This is a genomic window from Nitratireductor sp. ATLC21, from assembly GCF_057196525.1.
Map to the genome: position 1 here is coordinate 526,250 of NZ_JBXUOU010000001.1, position 23,300 is coordinate 549,549.

Here is a 23,300-nt window from a genome sequence, read left to right on the forward strand (position 1 = left end):
GACTTTACGGCAAGTGATCTGTTGACATCGAACGCGTCAGGCCGTACGCCCTCGAGGGATTCGGGTCTCCAAGACCTCACAAGGCGGCATTACGCCGCAAACACAAAGACAGCCGAAACGTGCCAGCAGAAGAACAAGACACCGCTCAGGAAGCGTTGACATTTTCCGATCTGGGCCTGTCCCAAAAGGTCCTTTCCGCCGTGGCCGATGCGGGCTACACGCAGCCCACACCGATCCAGGCAGGCGCCATACCGCATGCTTTGAACGGCAAGGACGTGCTGGGCATTGCCCAGACAGGCACGGGAAAGACCGCCTCTTTCGTCCTGCCCATGCTAACGCGCCTTGAGCGCGGTCGCGCAAGGGCGCGCATGCCGCGGACGCTTATTCTGGAGCCCACACGCGAGCTCGCAGCGCAGGTCGAGGAGAACTTTGTCAAATACGGCAAGAACCACCGCCTCAACATCGCGCTTTTGATCGGTGGCGTTTCGTTTGACGAGCAGGAAAAGAAGCTGGAGCGCGGCGCCGATGTGTTGATCGCGACACCGGGGCGCCTGCTTGATCATTTCGAGCGCGGAAAGCTTCTCCTGACCGGTGTAGAGATTCTCGTGATCGACGAGGCGGACCGCATGCTCGATATGGGTTTCATCCCGGACATTGAGCGTATCTGCAAACTCATCCCCTTTACACGGCAGACCTTGTTTTTCTCGGCTACCATGCCGCCGGAGATCACCAAGCTTACCGAGCAGTTTCTGCAGGCGCCTGTCCGTGTGGAGGTCTCCCGGCCGGCGACCACGGCAACGAACATTACCCAGCGTTTTGTAAAGAGCGGTGCCAAGCCCTGGGAGAAGCGCGAGCGTTTGCGTTCGCTGATCGACGCACAGGGCGACACGTTGAAGAACGCCATCATCTTCTGCAACCGCAAGAGCGAAGTGGCGACACTGTTCCGCTCTCTCGTCCGTCACGAATATGACGCTGGCGCGCTCCACGGAGACATGGACCAGCGCGCGCGGATGACGATGCTGGAGAACTTCCGCAAGGGCAATCTTAAATTGCTGGTCGCATCGGACGTCGCCGCCCGCGGTCTCGACATTCCCGATGTCAGCCACGTGTTCAATTTCGATATTCCCACCCATGCTGATGACTATGTGCACAGGATCGGCCGTACCGGTCGTGCAGGCCGCAAGGGTGCCGCGTTCACGCTGATCACCAAGGCGGATCGCAAGTACATGGATTCCATCGAAAAGCTGATCGGCCAGGATGTGGAATGGCTAGACGGTGACCTATCCACGCTGCAAGCGGATGAGAGCACGGACAACGAGACCAAGCGCGGCCGTGGTGCAAAGCGCGGCGGGAAAGCCGCTGCGGCGACGGAGGAAAAGCCGTCCTCCGGCAAGAAAACGCGAAAAAACGATATCAAATCCGAGAATGCCGATCGCAAGGCAAAGCAGGACAAAGCGGAGCAGCCAAAAGAGCAGCGCCGCCATCAGCAGCGTGAAGATGAAGCCACGGTCGGTTTCGGCGAGGATGTGCCTGCTTTCATGAAGATTGCGGTAAAAACCTGACACGACACAGGGTGACGCACTCAACCAAGCCGCTGCCGGAGTACATCCGCAGCGGCTTCTTGTTATGCAAAAGCCTATTTTTTTGTGCTTCGCACGCCCGCCTCATATGCACGGCGTGCCCAGAGCGTCATTTCCTCAGCATCATCGATCGCACTTTCAGGGATGGACCAGTAAGGCATAGCAACCGGCCCTCGCCCTTTTCGGCCAGCCGGCATCCATTGTCTGCAGCCAACTGCCTGAAACGCCGGGGCGCTCCGAGCGTCCGCCTTCAGCAATATCTCCCCATCAACCTGCAAAGCAAAGACAACGCCCTGGTGGTAAATGCCCTTGCCACCGAACATACGTCGAATGGAGATCGGCCCGAGGCCCGCAAACAGATCGCGTATGGCGTCGTCGTCCACGGCCAGACGGTCAGGCAGTGCCGCGCGCTTCGGCGAGCGCCTTTAGATCCGCTGGCTTCAGCTCAATGGATTCTCCGCAACCGCAAGCCGATGTCTGGTTGGGATTGTTGAAGGTGAAGCCCGTGCGCAGCTTGGTTACTTCGAAGTCAAGCTCGGTGCCAAGCAGAAAAAGAGCGGCTTCCGGCGCCACATAGACATGCGCGCCCTCGTGTTCCACATGGTCGTCCTTCGGATCAGCCTCAGTGACAAGATCGACTGTGTATTCCATGCCCGCACAGCCGCCCTTTTTTATCCCCACACGCACCCCCATGGCACCTTCGCGGGCGGCAACGATCTCGCGCACCCGGCTGGCAGCCGCGTCGGTCATGGTCATCACTTGAAATCGGCTCATCAAATTCTCCGTTCACGGCGAGTGAAAGGCTCGCGGAAAGGTTCTCTTGTGAAGATGGGCAAGAACGCCCAGTGTTGCAAGTGCAGACCTCAGTACCAGCCAACGGCGAACTGGGCTTCCTCGGACATGCGATCGGGTGTCCATGGCGGATCGAAGACCATTGTCACTTCAACGTCGCTGACGCCTTCGACGGTGCTGACAGCGTTCTGCACCCAGCCCGGCATTTCGCCGGCCACGGGGCAGCCAGGAGCGGTCAGGGTCATGTCGATCTTCACAGAGCGGTCATCCTCGATGTCGACCTTGTAGATCAGGCCGAGCTCATAGATGTCGGCGGGAATTTCCGGATCGTAGACCGTTTTCAACGCACTGACGATGTCGTCCGTCAGACGCGCAAGCTCTTCCTGCGGAATGGAAGACGTCTTGGCTTCGGTTTCCTGTTGAGCCACGGCCTCAGCCGTCTGCTCCGTGTCCTGCGGTGTATCAGTCATCTTGCTCACCCGAAAAAACGCCGCGCTTTCTCCAGCGCTTCAGCGAGGGCGTCTACCTCCTCGCGTGTGTTGTACATGCCAAACGATGCACGGCATGTGGAGGTCACGCCGAAATGTTTCAAGAGTGGCTGCGCGCAGTGAGTTCCTGCCCGAACGGCCACTCCAGCCCGGTCGATCACCATTGACACGTCGTGCGCGTGAATGCCCTCGATCTCAAACGAGACGATGGCGCCCTTGTCGGGAGCGGTGCCGAAGATACGCAGCGAATTGATCTTCCCAAGCTGCTCATGCGCATATCGAGCCAGATCGCCCTCATAAGCCGCAATCGCCTCGCGGCCAATGCCTTCGATGTACTCCAGCGCCGCGCCAAGCCCGATCGCCTGCACGATGGGAGGCGTCCCGGCCTCGAAACGGTGCGGTGGAACGTTGTAGGTGACATTGTCGAGCGTCACGTCCTCGATCATCTCGCCGCCGCCCTGGAAGGGCCGCATGGCGGCAAGGCGCTCCTTCTTGCCGTAGAGCACGCCAATGCCCGAAGGACCGTAGAGCTTGTGCCCGGTGCAGACATAGAAATCGCAGTCGAGCGCCTGTACGTCGACCGGCAGATGGACAGCGCCCTGGCTGCCATCGACCAGAACCGGAATCCCGCGCTCATGGGCGATCCGAATGATCTCCTTGAGCGGCGTGACGGTGCCAAGCACATTCGACATATGCGTAATGGCGACGAGCTTTGTACGGTCGGTGAGCGTCTTCTCGAACGCCTCGACCGTGAGCACGCCCTGCTCATCGACCGGGATCCAGGCGAGCTTGGCACCGTGGCGCTCGCGCAGGAAATGCCAGGGCACGATGTTTGAATGATGCTCCATGATCGACAGAGCGATTTCATCGCCCTCGCCGATATTCAGCATCGCATGGCCATAGGCGACGGTGTTGATCGCCTCGGTGGCCGACTTGGTGAAGATGATCTGATCGGTGCTTTCCGCATTCAGGAAGCGCCGGACCGTTTCACGCGCCTTTTCATAGGCATCCGTGGCGGCGTTCGAGAGGAAATGCAGGCCGCGATGAACATTGGCATATTCATTGCTGTAGGCGTGCGTGATCGCATCGATCACCGCCTGCGGTTTCTGCGCCGACGCGCCATTGTCGAGATAGACGAGCGGCTTGCCGTAAACCTCTCGCGCCAGGATCGGAAAATCCCGACGAACGGCTTCAACGTCATAACGCATAGTGTCGACCTTATGGTCCATTTCGAACCCCGCGTGCCCGCCCCTCGCTCAGAAAGGCGGGCGTGAGTGGTTTGGGATTATCGCATCGGCCCGAAAATCCAAATCGATTTTCGGAAAGCACGATGCGAAGCTCCAATAGGATAGAGCGACCTTTGTACGTCCGAATGGACACACGGCGCTCTAACCGTGCTCGGCGAACCAGTCGACCAGCCTGGCCTCCAGCGCCTCGATCACGGTTTCATCCTCGAGTTCCTCGATAACCTCGGCCACGAACGCCTTGACCAGCAGACCGCGTGCGGTCTTCTCGTCGATGCCACGCGCCATGAGGTAAAAAAGGTGATCTTCTTCGATATCGGTCACTGTCGCGCCATGGCCGCAGGCCACATCATCGGCAAAGATCTCGAGTTCGGGCTTGGAGGAGAACCCGCCTTCATCGGACAGCAACAGCGTATTGCAGGCCATCTTGGCGTCGGTCTTCTGGGCGATCTTCGCAACGCGGATCTGACCCTGAAACACGCCATTGGCCTTGCCGGTGACCACATTGCGGAAGGTCTCGGTCGAAACCGTGTCGGGCGCCAGGTGATCGAGCACCATGGTCACGTCGCAATGGGTCTCGCCGCCGAGCAGATTCACGCCGCGAAGCTTGAACTCGGAACCCTCGCCCCGCGCTTCAACCTTCACTTCCTGGCGAACCAGCTTGCCGCCGCTGTTCAGGATGAAGAGCGTGAGGGTCGAGTCCCTGCCCAGCGAGGCCGTGAACTGGCCGAGATAGGCCGCATCATCCGGCTGCTCCTGGAGCAGAATCCAGAACACATGCGCGCCATCGGCCACGTCCAGATGCGTGACGGACGATGCAAGCGCATCGCCGGCACCGGTCTGGCGCTCAATAATGGTCGCCTTTGCGCCGGCTCCCGCATTGACCACGAAGCGGCCATGCACCTGGCCGCCCGCATGGATATTCTGAAGCTCGATCGGGCGGTCAAGCTCCGCACCTTCGGCAATGTCGAGCCAGTAGCCATCCGAAACGAAGGCTGCATTGATCGCGCCGACAGCGTCGAACCGGTCGGAAGCCGTCAGCCATTCGGCAGGCAGCGCGCCTTCCTGCAGCTTGTCGGCGAGCGTGGCGACCGTGAGCCCTTCGGGTCCTGCCTCGCGGCCATGCGCAGTGCCGTTCAGCACAGGCAGGACGAGCGCGTTTTCGATCAGCGGCGCAACGGCCTCGGCATTGGCGACCGGCTTGAAATCCGGAACGACGGAGAGAAGCCGGCGCAGGTCGGTGTAATGCCAGGCTTCGACGCGGCGCGTGGGCAGGCCCTGCTTGAGAAGCTCGAGCGCCTCATCGCGACGGACGGTGACATCGGCATCGCCGGGCAGGTCGGAAAAACGGCTGGAATAGCCGTTGACCAGCGCCGTCTCGGCCTCCGTCAGCGTGTTTTGAGCATGAAGGTTCATCTCGTCACCTCAAGCGGCTGCGTCGATGACGCCGGCGTAACCGTTCTTCTCCAGCTCAAGCGCCAGATCCTTGTCGCCAGACTTGATCACCTGGCCGCGGTAGAGAACGTGAACCGTGTCGGGAACGATGTAGTCGAGAAGACGCTGGTAGTGGGTAATCACCAGCACGGCACGATCCGGCGAACGCAGGGCGTTCACGCCATCGGCGACGATCTTCAGCGCATCGATGTCGAGGCCGGAATCGGTCTCGTCCAGAACGCAGAGTTTTGGCTCCAGAAGCTTCATCTGCAGGATTTCGGCCCGCTTCTTCTCACCGCCCGAGAAACCGACATTGAGCGGACGCTTGAGCATGTCCATGCTCATGTCGAGCTCGTCGGCTGCGGTACGCACGCGCTTCAGCATCTCGGGGATCTTCAGCTCCTCCTCGCCACGCGCCTTGCGCTGCGCGTTAATGGCGGTCTTGAGGAACTCCATCGTGGCAACGCCCGGAATCTCCAGCGGGTACTGGAAGGCAAGGAAAATGCCGGCGGCGGCACGCTCTGCCGGATCCATTTCCAGAATGGACTCGCCATTGTAAAGGATCTCGCCCTCGGTCACCTCATAGTCGTCACGGCCGGCCAGGATGTAGGACAGCGTGGACTTGCCGGAGCCGTTCGGCCCCATGATCGCGGCCACTTCGCCGGCCTTTACAGACAGGTTGAGGCCACGGATAATCTCGGTGCCGTCCTCGGCGATGCGGGCGTGCAGGTTTTTGATTTCAAGCATTGGGTCGTCCGATCAATCTTCTCGTTTACTAGCGTTCTTTATCAGGTCAGGGGCATCTGCTCGTGGTCCAGCGGTCAGGCATAAGACTGCGATAGCACCTTTGCTGCACACCCATCCGCTCCACGCGCCACAGCCCGTCTTCCTCTACAAGGACTGCGCGAAAGCGACTTCCTGCCACAGAGTCATCAGCGAATCCGTCCGCCACCATTTCCACCAGAGCTCCCCCCACTGTCTTCTGGATGAATATCGAAGCGGAAGGTCCCCCTTCCTCTTTGAGATAATCCTGAACCTGCGTGGACAGGGGCGCGCTTTCTGCAAGCGAGGAACCCGGCCATAGCTCGGAAAGCAATCCGAACAGATCCGCATTGGCACGAGCCGGCCGTTCCCCGTCACTCAGTTCGCCAAATCCATCCAGGAAGGTCTCGGTGTAATATGTCTCCTGGCGATCACCGCCGAAATACACCATCGCGGCTGCAACGACCACCGCGATAGCACAAGCAGCGATGACGATCCCGATGACCTTCCTCAACCGACTGAACCTTCAAGCGAAATACCGATGAGTTTCTGCGCCTCGACGGCGAACTCCATAGGCAGTTCCTGGATGACGTCCTTCACGAAGCCGTTGACGATGAGCGCGATCGCCTCTTCCTCGGGAATGCCGCGCTGCATGACGTAGAACAGCTGATCCTCGGAAATCTTCGACGTGGTCGCCTCGTGCTCGAACTGCGCGGTGGCGTTCTTCGCTTCGATATAGGGCACGGTGTGCGCGCCGCATTCATTGCCGATCAGCAGACTGTCGCACTGGGTAAAGTTTCGGGCGTTGGCCGCCTTGCGGTGCGCCGAAACCTGTCCGCGATAGGTGTTCTGCGACTTGCCGGCAGAAATGCCCTTGGAGATGATGCGGCTCGACGTGTTCTTGCCCAGATGCAGCATCTTGGTGCCGGAATCGATCTGCTGATGGCCGTTGGAAACAGCAATCGAGTAGAACTCGCCGCGGCTGTTGTCGCCACGCAGGATGCAGGACGGATACTTCCAGGTGATCGCCGAACCGGTCTCCACCTGGGTCCAGGAGATCTTGGAATTGTTGCCCCGGCAATCGCCGCGCTTGGTGACAAAATTGTAGATGCCGCCCTTGCCCTCGGAATCGCCCGGATACCAATTCTGGACCGTGGAGTACTTGATCTCCGCATCGTCGAGCGCGATCAGCTCGACCACGGCGGCGTGGAGCTGGTTCTCGTCGCGCTGCGGCGCGGTGCAGCCTTCCAGATAGGACACATAGGCGCCCTCTTCCGCGATGATCAGCGTGCGCTCGAACTGGCCGGTGTTGCGCTCGTTGATGCGGAAATACGTGGATAATTCCATCGGGCAACGCACGCCCTTCGGCACATAGACGAAGGAGCCATCCGTGAAGACGGCGGAATTGAGCGCAGCATAATAGTTGTCCGACACCGGCACGACCGATCCCAGATATTTCTGGACCAGTTCGGGATGTTCCCGGATCGCCTCGGAGATGGAACAGAAGATGACACCGGCCTTGGCAAGCTCTTCCTTGAAGGTGGTCACGACCGATACGGAATCGAACACCGCATCAACCGCCACACGGCCAGAGCTGTAGACATTGTCGCTCGGGTTCTCGTCCAGCTCACTCGGCTCGCCCTGCTTGCGAACGCCGGCAAGAATCTCCTGTTCTCTCAGGGGTATACCAAGCTTTTCGTAAGTCTTGAGCAATTCCGGATCGACTTCGTCCAGCGACTTCGGGCCGGTCTGGTTCTTCGGCGCTGCGTAGTAATGCAGATCCTGAAAGTCGATCTTGGGGTAGCTGACGCGCGCCCAGCTTGGCTCTTCCATGGCCTGCCAGCGCTTGTAGGCGTTCAAACGCCATTCCGTCATCCATTCCGGCTCATCCTTCTTGGCTGAAATGAAGCGGATGATGTCTTCGTTCAGGCCCTTGGGCGCCAGATCGCTTTCGATAAGCGTTTCAAAACCATACTTGTACTGCTCCACATCGATCATGCGGACCTGATCAATCGTTTCCTGCACGGCAGGCATATGCGTTCTCCATCCATGCCGGGGTCAAGGCCCGGCCGTCTTCAAATTGAGCACACCGTGGTCGCCTTTCGGCAGACTTCATGTAGTGCGTCAGAGCAAAGGTTTCATCTGGTCACATATTAAATATGTGTCTTTTTTTCCATTTTAATGCGCTTTACCCTCGTTTTTCCCTTTTGCCGCTTCAAGCGGCCTTCGCAGAGCCCTTCCTCCGCCTGGCGATATTCACCAAAACACTCTCAAACAAGGCCAAATCCGCTTCAGTGGTCTCATGTCCAATGGAGACCCTCAGGGCACTGGCTTCGTTACCGAGGCCCATAGCTTCAAGGACATGGCTCGGTCCAACCCTACCGGATGAACAAGCAGACCCCGCAGAAAGCGCCACACCACCCAGATCAAAGGCAATCTGCGCGGTTTCAGCTTTCATGGCCGGAATGGAAAAGAAACACGTATTCGCAACACGGTTCACACCAAGTCCGTGAATCACGGCATCCGGAATATGCTTTAGAATGGCGGTTTCAAAGCGGTCGCGCAGCTTTGCCACAAGATCGACGCGTTCCAGATTTTTGAGGGCTTCTGCAGCGGCGGCACCAAAACCGGCGATGGCAGCGAGATTCTCGGTGCCGGCCCGATGACCTTTCTCCTGACCACCGCCACCGATCAGCGCCCGCGGCATCATCAGGTCGGCGTTGCCGACCACCGCCCCAGCTCCCTTGGGTCCGCCGATCTTGTGCGACGACAATATAAAATAGTCAGCGTAACCCGCTGAAATATCCAACGGAATACGGCCTGCAGCCTGGACGGCGTCAAAAATCGTGGTTGCGCCATGTGACTTGGCCAAACGTCCGATTTCCTCAATCGGCTGAATGACGCCCGTTTCATTGTTCACCGCATGGACGGCAACCAATGGCAGGCCTGCATCCCGATCGTGCGCGGCCAACAGCGCCTTTAACGCGCCCAGATCGATCAGTCCATCAGATTGAACCGGTATGATATTGATTTTATTTCGAGGAAACCGCCCACCCTTCAAGACGCAGGGATGATCAGCGGCGCTCACATAAAGCGTGGAGAATTGGAGTGCCGCGCGCCCCATTGTCCAGTTGGGAGTAAGAAGCATCGCTGCCGCCTCGGTTGCACCGGAGGTAAAAACAACATGCTCCGCACGGCCACCCACAAGACGAGACACGTGCTTGCGGGCCTCTTCCAGGACGCGCCTGGCTTCCCGGCCCTCAGCATGAACGGATGACGGATTTCCCGGCATGGACAGCGCGTCAAGCATCGCCACCCTTGCCCTTTCGACAAGCGGTGCACTGGCATTGAAATCGAGATATGCTCGCGTTGCCGACATTGATCTTCCGCTTTTCTCCGCGAATCCTCTGTCTGCTTCACGTCATTCAGGCCAAACTTGCCTAGCTTGACGTAATTTCCTTGAATTTTCAGGGCGAGCCGTCCTATTTACCCGGCTTGCCGATATGATGGTTGCTCGCGCGCCATCAATTTTGAACAATTCTAAACTAGCTTCTATGGAGGCGTCGGCGTCGCGTCAAGGGTTAAGGGACTTCGATCCCCGTTGAACCTGAAATGCAGCGATGCCCAATGTGGAGTACTCATGCCTGAGGTCATTTTTGCCGGGCCTGCCGGACGTCTGGAAGGACGATATCAGCCGTCGAAGGAAAAGAACGCTCCGATCGCGCTCATCCTGCATCCACACCCGCATTTCGGCGGCACCATGAACAACAAGATCGTCTACGATCTTTTCTACATGTTCCAAAGCCGGGGTTTCACCACGCTGCGTTTCAATTTCCGCGGCATCGGCCGCAGCCAGGGCGCGTTCGATCACGGTACCGGAGAACTCTCCGACGCGGCCGCAGCACTCGACTGGGTCCAGTCGCTGCATCCCGATTCGAAGAACTGCTGGATCGCGGGCTACTCCTTCGGTGCCTGGATCGGCATGCAGCTTCTGATGCGCCGACCCGAGATCGAAGGCTTCATGTCCATCTCGCCGCAGCCCAATCTCTACGATTTCTCGTTCCTTGCACCCTGCCCGTCCTCGGGTTTGATCATTCACGGCGACGCCGACAAGGTTGCCCCACCCGCCGACGTTCAGGGCTTGGTTGACAAACTCCAATCTCAGAAGGGTATCACCATTACCCAGAAGACCATGCCCGGTGTGAACCACTTCTATACGGATCACGTCGACGAGCTGATTGGCGAGTGCTCGGATTATCTTGATCGCCGACTGCGCGGTGAACTTTCCGAACCTCGCCCCAAACGCCTGAAATAATCTATTGCAGGGATGCGGGCCCTGGTGTCGCCGCATCCACCGAAATCAAAGAGCCTGAAAGACCATGACCGCCTTCAAATCCGATTTCCTGCGCACGCTCAGCGAGCGCGGGTTCATTCACCAGACCTCCGACGATGCTGGTCTCGATGAACTGTTCCGGAATGAGACGGTCACAGCCTATATCGGCTTCGATCCGACCGCGCCCAGCTTGCACGTGGGCAGCCTGATCCAGATCATGATGCTGCACTGGCTGCAGAAGACCGGCCACCGCCCGATCGCGTTGATGGGGGGCGGCACCGGTATGATCGGCGACCCGTCCTTTAAAGACGAGGCGCGCAAGCTGATGACACCCGAGACGATTACCGAGAACATCTCCGGAATCAAAAAGGTTTTCTCCAACTACCTCACCTTCGGCGAGGGACCGCAGGATGCGTTGATGGTCAACAACGCAGACTGGCTACTGGGCATCAACTATGTTGAGTTTCTGCGCGATGTGGGCCGCCATTTCTCGGTCAATCGAATGCTGTCATTCGATTCGGTGAAACTGCGCCTCGATCGCGAACAGTCGCTATCGTTCCTGGAGTTCAACTACATGATCCTCCAGGCATATGACTATGTGGAGCTGAACAAGCGGCTTGGCTGTCGTCTGCAGATGGGCGGCTCCGATCAGTGGGGCAACATCGTCAACGGCATCGATCTCGGCCACCGCATGGGCACGCCACAACTCTACGCCGTCACCTCACCTCTCCTGACCACCGCGTCTGGCGCGAAAATGGGCAAGAGCGCCGACGGCGCTGTGTGGCTCAACCCCGATATGCTCGGCGCCTACGATTTCTGGCAATACTGGCGCAACACAGAGGATGCGGATGTCGAGCGCTTCCTGAAGCTGTACACGACCATGCCCATGGACGAGATTGCGCGACTTGGGGCGCTGCAGGGAGCGGAGCTGAACGAGGCAAAGAAGATCCTTGCTACTGAAGTGACTGCCATGCTTCATGGCCGCGCTGCTGCCGAAGAAGCAGCAGAGACCGCACGCAAGACGTTCGAAGAAGGGTCTCTGGCGCAAACGCTTCCCACCATAGAAGTGAAGCGCTCCGCGCTCGAGGACGGAATTGGTGTTCTCTCGCTTTTTGTGACCGCAGGATTGGCCGGTTCCAATGGCGAAGCCCGCCGTCATGTGAAGGGTGGAGCTCTTCGTCTGAACGACCAGCCTGTGAGCGATGACAGGCAGGAGGTCACCATCGAAAACATCACCGATGAGGGCGTGGTGAAGCTGTCCCTCGGGAAGAAAAAGCACGTGCTCCTGCGCCCGGTCTAAACCGAGGGAATTCAACGCCAAGACATCTAAGGTGCGCCCCGTCCGGGCGCACTTTTTTTTATCGAAACTCGAATATCTGCCGGAAGATACCTGGGGCGATGGCCGAGATGGGGTTCACCTCCATCTGAGGCTCGGCGAGCTTGCCATAAAGCCGATAGGTAATTCCAATCAGCCCGCGATCGCGCCCGTTTCCAAGGATTTCGCCGAACACCGGGATTTCACCAAAGATGCGGTTCAGACCATAAAGCGGCATGAAGGTACCGGTAATCGCGATATTGTCATTCGCGTCAAAAAGGGTTCCCTGAAAGGTCGTGCCTATCAATGGCCCGCGCAGAACACCATCTCTGAGCTCCAGGCGGCGGGGGCCCTTGAGCACTGTTGCATAGCCACGTTCGAAGCTGATTCTGTTGGCATCTACCTCGCCAGCGCTTTCGGTTGCGGACACCAGCGAACGCAGGCGCGGTTCGTCAACGATGAAAAAATTCTCAGCTGATACGCGCCCGCTCAATACACCGCCTTTCCCTTCGCTCAGCGACAAGGCCATCCGCCCGCCTTCCATGTTCTCGTAGAAATCGACGAAGCGCATCACCGTGCCGGCATCCGATGAATTGGCCGCGATACCGCTTGGGCCACGCGTCACAGTCACCTTTCCGCCCGAGGCCGTCGTCGCAGAGATTTCGAGGCGGCCCGCGCCTTGCGCGGCAGACGCGTAATTGAGGGCAACATCCCTCAGAACCGCACCGCCGAACCCGGTCACGCGGGCAAGTTTCGCGTCAAGTGTGACGCCGGCATTCGCCCCCGCACCACCTCCGTTATCGGCGCTGCCCTGCCCGGTTGCGAGATAATGCTTGATCATCGCGCGCCCGTCCAACGACGCACCGCTGACAGTTACCTTGTAGTTCCTGCCTGACCGGTCGATAGAGACAGAAAAATCGTCCCCCCGGTTCAGTCTGGCCTTGACGAAACGTGCGCCGGAGAGCTCGCCGTCGGCAATGGTGATGCGCCCTTCGGCTGAAAATGTCTCGCCCGTTAGTCGAAAGTCGGTCAGCTCCATCGACGATGGTGTCTCCAGGAGAACGAAAGACGCCTTAGCCGGGATTCCGGCCCCCTTGCTCCAGTTAATCCAGGGAAGCGTCAGGCGGGTGCGGTCGAGTTTTACCGAGAGCGCCTTGCGCCCATCGGCGAGTTCAGAATAGTCCACCGTCATGGGACCAGACAGGATGCCATCCAGGCCAGGCACCACTTTGTTGCGCAGCTTGTCGTCGAGCGTCAGTTCGATCCTGCGTGAACGCTTCAGCTCGGACTCTCCGAAAGGTTCAACGAGGTCCAGACGTGCCGGCACACCATTCAGGGTCGCCGAAGCGGATATGTCCGCCCTGCCCGGCTCAACGATCAGCACTCCGTTGGCATCCGCAACCATCTGCCCATCAAAGGGCTTGGCGATCGAAAGATCCTTGTATTCCAAAGTCGCCTGCCAACCGAGATCCTCGCGCGGTATCCCATCGCTCAAGGGGATGTCGGCGGTCACATGTCCGGTCACATCACCAGTCACATCCTGAGGCGAAATGTCGATCTTGTCGGACACGTCGATAGGTTCATATGAAGCCAGTTCGACAATGGCCGGAGCCTTACCTGCCACGTCTATCTCAAGTTTGCCGATGCGTGGCTTTACATGGGCATTGCGCACCGTGAGCGATCCCTTGCTGGCAGCCACTTTCCGCCCACTCGGCATGAAGACCGTGCCCGCTTCGATGGCAATATCGATATCTGAACCCTGAAATGCGATGCGTCCGACGGCGTCCCGCACCGGCGGTATCCGCCCAGCGATGTCGAACCGCGCATCAGCAACCGTGAAGGCTCCACTGACTTCTTCATTGTTCAGCGGTTTTCCATTGCCAAAACGCCCCGGCGGCACACGCAGGCGAAGATTGCCTTCGGCGACCCGCCCGCCGAACAGGTTCCCAAGAACCCACTCGCGCGCGCCTGAGGCAGCAAACCACGGCCAGAACTGCTTCACCTCATGGGTCGGCATACCTTCGGTATAGACGGCGAGCGAAAGCCCTGGCGTCTTTCCAGACCTGAGGGTGACCGCAGCGCTCGCCGTGATCACACCGGATGCGGTGGCAATGCGGATCGTATCTCCGACGATGCGTCCACTTGCTGTGTCTATCCGTCCAGAAACGCCTGCAACGAAGGGAACGGCAGCCTCAGGAGAATCAATCGGTGCGATTGTGGATTTGCTGCTGGCGAGATCAAAGCGATAGACCGCATTCCCGGTTCCGGTGTTTTGGACAGGGACAATCCGCCCTGTAAAATTGAACGCAGAGCGACCGACAACCATGTTCGCTTGGTTGATAACGATCATGCCCTCATCATCCCCGACCTCGGCGCGGATACGGCCCGTCGCGGACAAAACCCCATCTTCTCCAAGATCAAAGGGGGCGTTTTCCAGAGCCAGTTCGAGTTTCAGCCGGCCATTACCGATTTTGCTTTCGCTGCCACTCAGCGATAGGCGGACCGCCCCAAGAAGGCCGAGTGTTCGTTCATCGCGCCCGGAAACAGCGCGCGCGGTTTCCAGGAGCGACGGCTTCGGAGCCGAAATTTCCACATCCAGCGACTGGATCGGCCCCTCTCGCATGGGGCGTAAGGCAGTTCCAACAATTTCAAAACCATGGTCGTCGAGTGAGACATTGCTCTTGAAATCGAACTTTCCTGAAGGCGCCATGGAAGCATTGATGTCGATGGCCATGCTCCGCTTGGAGGCCTCATCCAGGACGACCTCCACATCGCGCAGACGCAGATATCGCGTTCCCATACGTTCGGTCAGTGCATAAACACGCCTGAGACCGTCAAAAACATCTTTCTCAACCAGGCTCGGATCGACAGGCTTTCTCCAGCGCGCGACGGCGGCCACTTCTTCAGATCGTGATGACAATGCGGCAAGCTGAATGCGCGCACCGGAAATCTCGGCGCTTCCTACCTTGATCTGCCCTGTGAGCAGGGGCAACATCCTGAAACCAAACCGGAGCGTGTCGGCATTGATCAGGGTTTCGCCGGTTTCGACCTTCGTCAGATGCACATCGCGTATCTCAAGAGCGATCAGACTGCGGTCGCTGGGGACCAACCTCAAGGCCCCCATCGTGGTCTCGACGTCATAACCAGCAAGGGAGGTCAGCGCCCGCTGCGCCGCCGACCGCAGCCGCTCCTGACCGATGGTTCCCGTCCCCACCACTTGGAGGACCAGACCAAGCGCAACGAGGAGCGCAACCGCGAATGCCAATCCGGCGACGCCACGCCTTAGCCAGCGCCAGAAGACAGAACGCCGGAGAACCCGGCGCGCCCTCTTATGGGTGGAGGGGTAAGTCTCGAGAGCCGCAATCTCGCCGCGCTTGAACCTGACCTTTCTATGTGAAGCACCTTGCTGATCCAAAACCGTTCCCGTCGACACGCGCAGCCATGGACGAATCCATCGACTTGATTATATCTCTCCCTTCCACCGCCTATCCACAAACAGGGGAAAGAAAATGACAGGACCCGTCAAAGGAAGCGAAGCACCGGATTTTGCATTGCCCGCAGATGGTGGCGGCGAAATCAGATTGTCGGACTTCCGCGGGAAAAACGTCGTTCTCTTCTTTTACCCGAAAAACGACACCAGCGGCTGCACTGCAGAAGCAATCGACTTTACAGCGCTCAAACCCGAATTCGACGTCCTGGACACGGTGCTTCTCGGCATGTCCCCAGACAGTCCCAAAAGCCACGACAAGTTCAAAAGCAAACACGCGTTGACAGTGTCTCTTGTTTCCGACCAGGAGAAGGAGACACTTCAAGCATACGGCGTTTGGGTCGAGAAAAGCATGTATGGGCGAAAATATATGGGTGTCGAGCGCTCCACCTACTTGATCGACCGTGAGGGCCGCATTGCCGAGTGTTGGCGCAAAGTAAAGGTGCCGGGCCACGCCCAGTCAGTGCTAGAGGCCACAAAAGCGCTGGAATCGGGCCGCTGATAGGCTCTCCTTGCCAATTGGTTTGCAGCTGCATCCCCAACCTGTATTTCACCAGAGAAGAGACTGCACCAGCTCTTGTGTTTTTTAATGCCGCTCAACCACGGCACGAAAAACTTTGTTAACCCTAATCAAGTGTAATCGGCATCGAACAAGGTCTGCTCAATATAAGTACGATTTTCGATGCGCCCACAGCAATCTGCGGTTTTCGGCAAACGTAAGGAACCCCATACGATTATTATCGCGCGGGGTGATACGATCCGGCATTTCACAGTGCGGCCATGGATCGCCGCCATGGCTGGTTCGGCTGTGGCCGCGCTGGCGATAGGCTATCTCCTTGCCACCTCGTATCTGGTGTTCCGGGATGATCTCATCGGCGCCACCGTTGCCCGGCAGGCACGGCTCCAGCAGGCATACGAAGATCGAATTTCTGCGCTTCGCGCACAACTGGATCGCGTAACCAGCCGGCAACTTCTTGATCAACAATTCATGCAAGAGAAGGTCGGTGAGCTGCTCGCACGGCAGGATCAGTTGACCAAACGACAAAGCCGGCTTGACCCTGTGCTCAACCGCGCGGGGGCCGAATTGTTGCCCGCCAACCCGCCTGTGCCAGAGCCAAGGCCCAAGATCAAGGCCGAGAACAAACCGCTACTCGACCCGACCGCCACCGGCAGCATCGCGGTCGCTTCGTTTGCCCCCTCCCATACTGGCTCGGTCCCCTGGCCACTCCGCTCAAGGACCTCGCAGAAAAGTGAGAAATTGTCGGCTGCCGATAAAGCCGACTACCTTTTCGTAAAGCTCAATCGCGCGCTGGAGACTATCGAAACCGAACAGATTGACAGTGTGAGATTGCTTGCCGACGATGCCTACCAGACGGCTGATGCCATAGCTGGTTCGTTAGAAGATGTGGGGCTGACAATCGCCAGCGACCATAGAGAACAGAATGTCGGAGGTCCCCTTCTGGCATCCACATCTGCTCTGGTCTTTGAGGATCAGGTGCGCGAACTGGATGAAGCGCTGTCCCATCTCAATGAGGTCAAGGCCAAGGCAAGGCGTCTACCGCTGGCAAGCCCTGCCCCGGGAGCACAGATCTCGAGCCGTTTCGGCGCGCGGAAAGATCCCTTTCTCGGCCGCCTTGCACACCATTCGGGCATCGACTTCCGAGCCAAACGCGGCGCGTCCATTCATGCCACCGGTGCAGGCACTGTCATCAAAGCAGGATGGAACGGCGGATATGGACGCATGGTGGAGATTGATCACGGAAACGGCCTGACGACCCGCTATGCGCATATGAGCAAGATCCTGGTAAAGACTGGTGACAAGGTGGATGTGGGAACCACGGTGGGAAAAGTCGGTTCCAGTGGCCGCTCCACGGGACCACATCTCCATTACGAAGTTCGCAGATCCGGTGCAGCCATAAACCCCTCCCGCTTTATTAGTGCGGGGCGCAAGATCGCCAAATATCTCAAAAGCGAATCCTGAAAATAGATACGGGCGAACGCCATGCGTCCGCCCGCAAGAAATGCCGCGCCGAGGTAAACGGGCAACTATGCCAGGTCCTCGACCTCCGCGCCATCGCTGCCATGAACACGCTGCGACAAGGCCGCTTCCATGAAAGCATCCAGTTTGCCGTCGAGCACATCTTGAGGGCTTGTGCTTTCCACGCCGGTGCGCAGGTCTTTCACCAACTGATATGGCTGCAGGACATAGGAGCGAATCTGATGGCCCCAGCCAATATCCGTCTTTGAGGCTTCGGTCGCGCTGGCAGCGTCTTCACGCTTTTTGAGCTCTTCTTCATAGAGGCGAGCCCGCAACATGTCCCAGGCAGTAGCGCGGTTTTTGTGCTGTGACCGTTCCTTTTGGCACTGAACCACAATGCCACTCGGGATATGCGTTATGCGAACAGCCGAGTCGGTCGTGTTGACGTGCTGACCACCCGCTCCCGAAGCCCGATATGTGTCGATGCGAACCTCGGAGTCGGGAATATCAATCTCGATCGTATCATCGATAACCGGATAGACCCAGGCACTGGCGAAAGAGGTGTGCCGCCGCGCATTGCTGTCATAGGGAGAAATACGAACAAGGCGATGCACGCCCGACTCCGTCTTCAGCCACCCATAGGCGTTTCGCCCCTTGATCAACAGTGTCGCAGATTTGATGCCAGCCTCTTCGCCGTCATGGACCTCCATCACGTCGACTTTCATGCCGCGGCGCTCTGCCCATCGCGTGTACATCCGCAGCAGCATTTGCGCCCAATCCTGGCTTTCGGTGCCTCCGGCACCGGCATGAATCTCCAGATAAGTGTCGTTGCTGTCAGCCTCTCCGGAGAGCAAGGTTTCGACCTGACGGGCGGCGATCTCTTCTTTGAGCGCCTTGAGAGCAGCTTCGGCTTCCGAAACCACGGAAGTGTCGCCCTCTTCCTCGCCAAGTTCAATCAAACCGACATTGTCCTCGAGCGCCTGCGAAAGGCTGCGAACACTGGTGATGTTTTCTTCGAGCATTTGACGCTCGCGCATAAGCTTCTGGGCCTCTTGCGGATCGTTCCACAGATCGGCCTCTTCAGCGCGAGAATTGAGATAATCGAGCCTTTTTACCGCCTCATCCCAGTCAAAGATGCCTCCTCAGCAGGCTTATGGCCTGCTTGATTTCGTCGACAAGATTTTCGGTTTCTGCGCGCATTGCAGATTAACACCTCGGTTTGTTTGGATTTTTTTTCAGAAACGGCGTCCTGAATCGTGTCGGACCATATGGAGCGTGCCCGCTTGTGTAAAGCGGACACGCGCACTCTCAGGCAACAATATCAGTAGAGCCCGCCAGCGCCCGAGTTCACAGCACGATTGGCCTGCGGAGAAATGACCCGAGGGGTACCTGCTCCTTCAAGGTCCTCCATACCGATAACCCAATAGCTGTCGGCGGGCCCCGTCCCCGGTTTGAAGGCTTCCATGATAACACCGGGTTGCCCGGCCTGGGCGCGCATTCCCGTCTTGCGATCGATGGGAATGATGTTCATGCCTTCGGGAACCTGAAAATCGACGGGGCGCATATCCTTCAGCGCATTCGCCATGAACTCCTTGAAGATCGGAGCCGCAAGGCCACCGCCAGTGGAGCCACGCCCCATCGGGCGTGGCGTGTCATAGCCCATGAACACGCCAACGACCAGGTCGGGTGTATAGCCGACGAACCACGCGTCTTTCTCGTCATTCGTCGTCCCTGTCTTACCGGCAATCGGGCGGCCAAGCTCGGAAACCGTGACCGCGGTGCCCCGCGACACCACGCCCTGCATCATTGAGGTAATCTGATAAGCGGTCATGGGATCGAGAACCTGATCGCGATCATTGATGATCTCCGGCTCCTCCTGCCCTTTCCATTCGCTTGCGACACACCCGACGCATTCACGGCGGTCATGTTTGTAGACGGTTTTTCCGTAGCGGTCCTGAATACGGTCAATCAGCGACGGAACGATCTGCTTGCCGCCATTTGCCATCACCGCATAAGCCGACACCATGCGCATGACCGTCGTTTCACCGGAGCCAAGGGACATGGCCAGCACCGGAAGCATCTTGTCATAAATGCCGAAATGCTCTGCATAATCGGCCACCAGCTGCATGCCCATGTCCTTGGCCAAGCGCACGGTCATGAGATTGCGCGACCGCTCGATACCAGCACGCAGCGTGGAGGGACCGGCGGACTTTCCGCCATAATTCTTTGGCTCCCAGACCTCATTGCCGACCTGGATCGAGATCGGTGCGTCAAGCACGACTGAAGCCGGCGTGTAGCCATTGTCCAATGCTGCGGCGTATACGATGGGCTTAAAGGCGGAACCCGGCTGACGATAGGCTTGTGTTGCCCGATTGAACTGGGAATCGGCATAGGAAAAGCCGCCAACCATGGCCAGAACACGTCCCGTATGGGGATCCATGGCCACCAGCGCCCCTTCAATTTCCGGCACCTGACGCAATTGCCAAGCGCGCTCGGTATCCGGCTTCTTCTCGACGAAAATCACATCGCCCGGCTTCAGAACGTCCGATTGCTTGTTGGCCTTGAGACGTTCGCCGTCGACGACATGCCGCATGGCCCATTTCATGTCCTCAAGCGCGATTGTACCTGTTTCCCTGTCTTCCGAAAGAGCGCCGGAGACTGTGCGCTCAGGCTTGATACCTATGGAAATTTTCTCATCTTCGGTTCCAAGAACGACAGCGAGCTTCCATTCCGGCACATCGCTCAGCTCGTCAATTTCACCGAGCGGCACACCCCAGTCTCCCGAAACGTCGATCTGCGCAACAGGCCCGCGGTATCCGCGCAGCGTATCGTAGCGGATCAGACCATTCTGCAACGCCTTACGGGCGTAGAGCTGCAGTTTCGGATCGAGTGTCGTGCGAACGGACAGGCCACCCTCATACAGCGCGTCCTCGCCATAGCGTGAGATGATGTCGCGACGAACCTCTTCTGTGAAGTACTCGCCCGCAAAGAGATAGGTCCCGCGTCGGCGCGGAGAAACGTTCAACCCGGTCGCCTTGGCTTTTTCGCCCTCCTCTGAAGTCGCATAGCCGTTCTCGACCATTTGATCGATCACCCAATTGCGGCGCTCAATGGCGCGCTCCGTGTACCGGAAAGGGTGATAATTGGAGGGACCTTTCGGAAGCGCCGCGAGGTAAGCCGCTTCGGCGAGCGTCAGTTCATTGACGGATTTGTCAAAATAGGTCAGCGCCGCTCCGGCAATGCCATAGGAGCCAAGGCCGAAAAAGATCTCGTTCAGGTAGAGCTCAAGAATACGGTCCTTGGAATAAGCCTGCTCGATACGGAAGGAGAGCACCATCTCCTTGATCTTGCGCTGCATAGTCTGATCGGACGTCAACAGGAAGTTCTTTGCTACCTGCTGTGTGATCGTCGATGCTCCGACGGGGCGGCGGCCAGAACCAAAATTCTGGATATTGGTGATCACAGCACGCACAAGGCCTGTCACGTCAACGCCCGGGTGCTTGTAAAAGTTCTTGTCTTCGGCAGAGAGAAACGCGGCCTTGACCCGATCAGGTACTGCCTGGATGGGAAGGTACAATCTACGCTCGCGCGCGAATTCAGCCATCAACGCGCCGTCAGCGGCATGAACACGGGTGGTCACCGGCGGCTCATATTTCGCCAGCACCTCATAGTCGGGAAGATCTTTCGTAAGATCGCCGACATATAGCGCGATGCCCGCTGCCACCAGCAACGCCAGCACGATGCCAACGCCAAAGAAATACCCGATGAGACGTACCATGCCCGCTCCAATTCATACTCCGGCGTGGCCTTTTGCTGCAAAAAGTCAAAACCGCCAGAGCTGTCTTTCAAATTCCAACCGCATCACGAAGACCAGCGACGAAGTCCTGCCGTGTCGCTGCGACACACTCCGCCCTCTTCGCTGACAGCGATTCTATATACCACTTTTTGTCATGATCTTCCGCCCGGAGCACCAGGTGTTTCCGGAAAATCCTGCATGGGTTCTTACTGCCTCAGCCTTGTGGGCAAAATGCGGCGGCATAAACGGCAGAACCGCTGACAACGTTAATCATTTCAAGCGTTGCAGTCTTGCAACGTCTTTTAATCATCCGCCCGCAGCGCCATTGGCCTTCGCAAAGTAGCCCACAGCTTCGACAATCGCATCCATCGTCTCAGCACGCCACTTCGGATCCCGAAGTTGGGCTTCATCTTCCGGGTTCGACAAATAGCCGAGTTCCAGAAGCACTGAGGGTATATCAGGCGCACGAAGAACCCGGAAACCCGCGTAGCGATGAGGATTCTTCACCAATTGAACCGTATCAGACAATTTGCCGATGAGGGTGCGGGCAAAGCGGATGGAGAACGCATGTGTCTCGCGCCGGATAAGATCAACAAGAATATCCTCAACTTCATCTTGCTCCTCTTCGGGCACCTTGCCGGCAATCTCGTCCGAAAGGTTTTCCCGGGCCGCTGTCGCCGCCGCCTCGGCATCCGATGCCTTGTCTGAAACCGTGTACACAGTTGCGCCCCGCACACTGCGGATAGCGATGGCGTCGGCGTGAACCGAGACAAACAGATCTGCACCTTTCTCGCGCGCGATCCGGACCCGTTCGTCGAGACGCAGAAACCGGTCATCTTCACGCGTCAGGACGACCCGGTAACGCCCCGTTTCCTCCAGTTTCCGGGCGAGCTCAAGCGCAAACAGCAAGGTGATCTGCTTTTCGATCGTCCCGTTGATGCCGCGGGCGCCGCCATCCGCACCGCCATGTCCTGGATCCAGCGCAACGGTAAAGCGATCTTGCACCGGTGTGGCGCCCTCCGCTGGCTCCACCGATTGGGGCTGCAACATGCTCGCACGAAGCGCTGCATCGAAATCTTCCGCTGAGCTGGCACGCATCTCAATGATCAGACGAAATCCTTCTGAGGTTTCATTCTTCATCACCTCGGCTTTTTCGACAGAGAACGGACCCACCGCCCGGAAGAGCAGTCGCGCGCGAGACGCGTCAACCGCACCGTACTGGACAGATTCGACCAGACCGCGAGCGCGCAATTCCAACGGATCGAACGAAAATTCCGTCGGCGGAAGATCAACAACCAAACGGCTGGGATCGCGCAAGAGAAACCACCGGAATTCAGGCTCCTGATCGAAATGAACAACGATGCGCGTGTACTGCGCATCGCCAGCCATCTTGTAGTCGTGCGCCTTGAAGATCGGCTCACCACCAACGGCATTGTTGAAAGCAAGAGTGATCGCCGCGAAAAGAGCCCAAATGAATAGTGTCGGTCTGTGCAAAACTGCCTCTTTGCGATGCCTTGTGCGAATTTCCATCGAATCGAGACCGATTCCTTCTGAGAAAAATGGCGTTTTTCTTTCGAATCGCCGGAAAATTCCCAGTTTTTATGCGCTGTCGGCAACCGTTGGGCAATTGATGACGCGCTTCTCCATCAGCCTTCAGCGCAGCCCGCCGATGGAAATCAGGGTTGCCAATACAACTGTCAAATCATAAAAGCATCTATGAATCATCGCGATAAGCGTCCTTGGTTTGAGTCCCTGCTGACAAACGGCGATGAGCAATGGGGCGAACCTTTTCCGCCGCCGCAAACCGGAACGGGCGGTGATTCAGAAGGAATTTTTCAGGGCAATCTCCAGACATGAGAGCTCTGACGTAGGAAACGGCCGGACCTTAAGAAACGTCCGTGCCGGCTCGCTATGAGCAAAAGCTGGCCCGTAAATCCGGGCTTTGGTTGAAACGGTTCTGCCGGGCGATGGAATGGCTTCAGGCGCGATTGGAAATAGATCCGGATTAAAGCGCACCGCGAAATCGGTGTTCCGGCCCAATTTCGCGCGGCCTTCAACGCCGACGAACCTCAGATTATCCGGCACAGATTG

General features: G+C 58.0%; 18 protein-coding genes. 5 read left to right on the forward strand and 13 right to left on the reverse strand.

The features are described from left to right. Positions 1 to 155: 155 nt before the first annotated feature. Entirely contained in the window at positions 156 to 1,562 is a 1,407-nt protein-coding gene (locus tag AC2CHD_RS02670) for a DEAD/DEAH box helicase (protein ID WP_484553193.1), read from the forward strand. A 74-nt stretch (positions 1,563 to 1,636) separates the two neighbouring features. On the opposite strand, the gene AC2CHD_RS02675 is transcribed toward AC2CHD_RS02670, so the two are convergent. The 9 genes from AC2CHD_RS02675 to AC2CHD_RS02715 form a co-directional block, all read right to left on the reverse strand. Further along, positions 1,637 to 1,963, reverse strand: coding sequence for a TfoX/Sxy family protein (locus AC2CHD_RS02675; protein ID WP_484552487.1), 327 nt, complete (start codon positions 1,961 to 1,963; stop codon positions 1,637 to 1,639). A 10-nt stretch (positions 1,964 to 1,973) separates the two neighbouring features. After that, the gene (gene sufA, locus AC2CHD_RS02680) at positions 1,974 to 2,354 is read right to left on the reverse strand and encodes a Fe-S cluster assembly scaffold SufA (RefSeq protein WP_229449199.1); all 381 of its coding nucleotides are present in this window, start codon (positions 2,352 to 2,354) and stop codon (positions 1,974 to 1,976) included. Between the two features lie 89 nt (positions 2,355 to 2,443). Then, positions 2,444 to 2,842, reverse strand: coding sequence for an SUF system Fe-S cluster assembly protein (locus AC2CHD_RS02685; RefSeq protein ID WP_229449198.1), 399 nt, complete (start codon positions 2,840 to 2,842; stop codon positions 2,444 to 2,446). 5 nt (positions 2,843 to 2,847) lie between these two features. Beyond that, positions 2,848 to 4,089 (reverse strand): cysteine desulfurase, encoded by a 1,242-nt coding sequence (locus AC2CHD_RS02690; RefSeq protein ID WP_484552488.1) that lies wholly within the window; start codon positions 4,087 to 4,089, stop codon positions 2,848 to 2,850. 159 nt (positions 4,090 to 4,248) lie between these two features. Continuing rightward, entirely contained in the window at positions 4,249 to 5,520 is a 1,272-nt protein-coding gene (gene sufD, locus AC2CHD_RS02695; protein WP_484552489.1) for a Fe-S cluster assembly protein SufD, read from the reverse strand. Between the two features lie 9 nt (positions 5,521 to 5,529). Further along, complete coding sequence (gene sufC / locus AC2CHD_RS02700) at positions 5,530 to 6,285, reverse strand: Fe-S cluster assembly ATPase SufC (RefSeq protein WP_484552490.1); 756 nt, start codon at positions 6,283 to 6,285, stop codon at positions 5,530 to 5,532. 46 nt (positions 6,286 to 6,331) lie between these two features. Further along, on the reverse strand, positions 6,332 to 6,814 hold the full coding sequence (locus AC2CHD_RS02705) for a hypothetical protein (RefSeq protein WP_484552491.1): 483 nt from the start codon (positions 6,812 to 6,814) through the stop codon (positions 6,332 to 6,334). Continuing rightward, positions 6,811 to 8,334, reverse strand: a complete 1,524-nt coding sequence (gene sufB, locus AC2CHD_RS02710; protein ID WP_484552492.1) for a Fe-S cluster assembly protein SufB — start codon at positions 8,332 to 8,334, stop codon at positions 6,811 to 6,813. Before sufB ends, AC2CHD_RS02705 begins: the two co-directional genes overlap by 4 nt. Positions 8,335 to 8,515: 181 nt before the next feature. Further along, positions 8,516 to 9,679 carry a cysteine desulfurase family protein gene (locus tag AC2CHD_RS02715; protein ID WP_484552493.1) on the reverse strand — a complete coding sequence of 388 codons (1,164 nt, stop codon included), beginning with the start codon at positions 9,677 to 9,679 and terminating at the stop codon, positions 8,516 to 8,518. Positions 9,680 to 9,940: 261 nt separating this feature from the next. On the opposite strand from AC2CHD_RS02715, the gene AC2CHD_RS02720 reads away from it, so the two are divergent. Further along, on the forward strand, positions 9,941 to 10,615 hold the full coding sequence (locus AC2CHD_RS02720) for an alpha/beta hydrolase (RefSeq protein WP_223004011.1): 675 nt from the start codon (positions 9,941 to 9,943) through the stop codon (positions 10,613 to 10,615). A gap of 64 nt (positions 10,616 to 10,679) precedes the next feature. Continuing rightward, a complete protein-coding gene (tyrS, locus tag AC2CHD_RS02725) occupies positions 10,680 to 11,933 on the forward strand; it encodes a tyrosine--tRNA ligase (protein WP_484552494.1) in 1,254 nt (417 codons plus the stop codon). Between the two features lie 58 nt (positions 11,934 to 11,991). Here tyrS and AC2CHD_RS02730 read toward each other — a convergent pair whose 3' ends face one another. After that, entirely contained in the window at positions 11,992 to 15,213 is a 3,222-nt protein-coding gene (locus AC2CHD_RS02730; protein WP_484552495.1) for a YhdP family protein, read from the reverse strand. Between the two features lie 244 nt (positions 15,214 to 15,457). Between AC2CHD_RS02730 and AC2CHD_RS02735 the strand changes: the two genes are divergently transcribed. After that, positions 15,458 to 15,937: a peroxiredoxin gene (locus AC2CHD_RS02735; protein ID WP_484552496.1), complete on the forward strand. Its 480-nt coding sequence runs from the start codon at positions 15,458 to 15,460 to the stop codon at positions 15,935 to 15,937. A gap of 180 nt (positions 15,938 to 16,117) precedes the next feature. Beyond that, positions 16,118 to 17,416 (forward strand): M23 family metallopeptidase, encoded by a 1,299-nt coding sequence (locus AC2CHD_RS02740; RefSeq protein ID WP_484552497.1) that lies wholly within the window; start codon positions 16,118 to 16,120, stop codon positions 17,414 to 17,416. Between the two features lie 65 nt (positions 17,417 to 17,481). Here the strand turns inward: AC2CHD_RS02740 and prfB are convergent. From prfB to AC2CHD_RS02755, 3 genes are all read right to left on the reverse strand, one after another. Then, positions 17,482 to 18,613 (reverse strand): peptide chain release factor 2 gene (gene prfB / locus AC2CHD_RS02745; protein WP_229449188.1). Its coding sequence is split into 2 segments (ribosomal slippage): positions 17,482 to 18,543 and positions 18,545 to 18,613, totalling 1,131 coding nucleotides; the frame shifts between segments, so codons are not numbered across the junction. A gap of 121 nt (positions 18,614 to 18,734) precedes the next feature. Beyond that, positions 18,735 to 21,191, reverse strand: coding sequence for a penicillin-binding protein 1A (locus tag AC2CHD_RS02750; protein WP_484552498.1), 2,457 nt, complete (start codon positions 21,189 to 21,191; stop codon positions 18,735 to 18,737). Positions 21,192 to 21,515: 324 nt separating this feature from the next. Then, positions 21,516 to 22,739: an N-acetylmuramoyl-L-alanine amidase gene (locus AC2CHD_RS02755; protein ID WP_484552499.1), complete on the reverse strand. Its 1,224-nt coding sequence runs from the start codon at positions 22,737 to 22,739 to the stop codon at positions 21,516 to 21,518. Between the last annotated feature and the right edge of the window lie 561 nt (positions 22,740 to 23,300).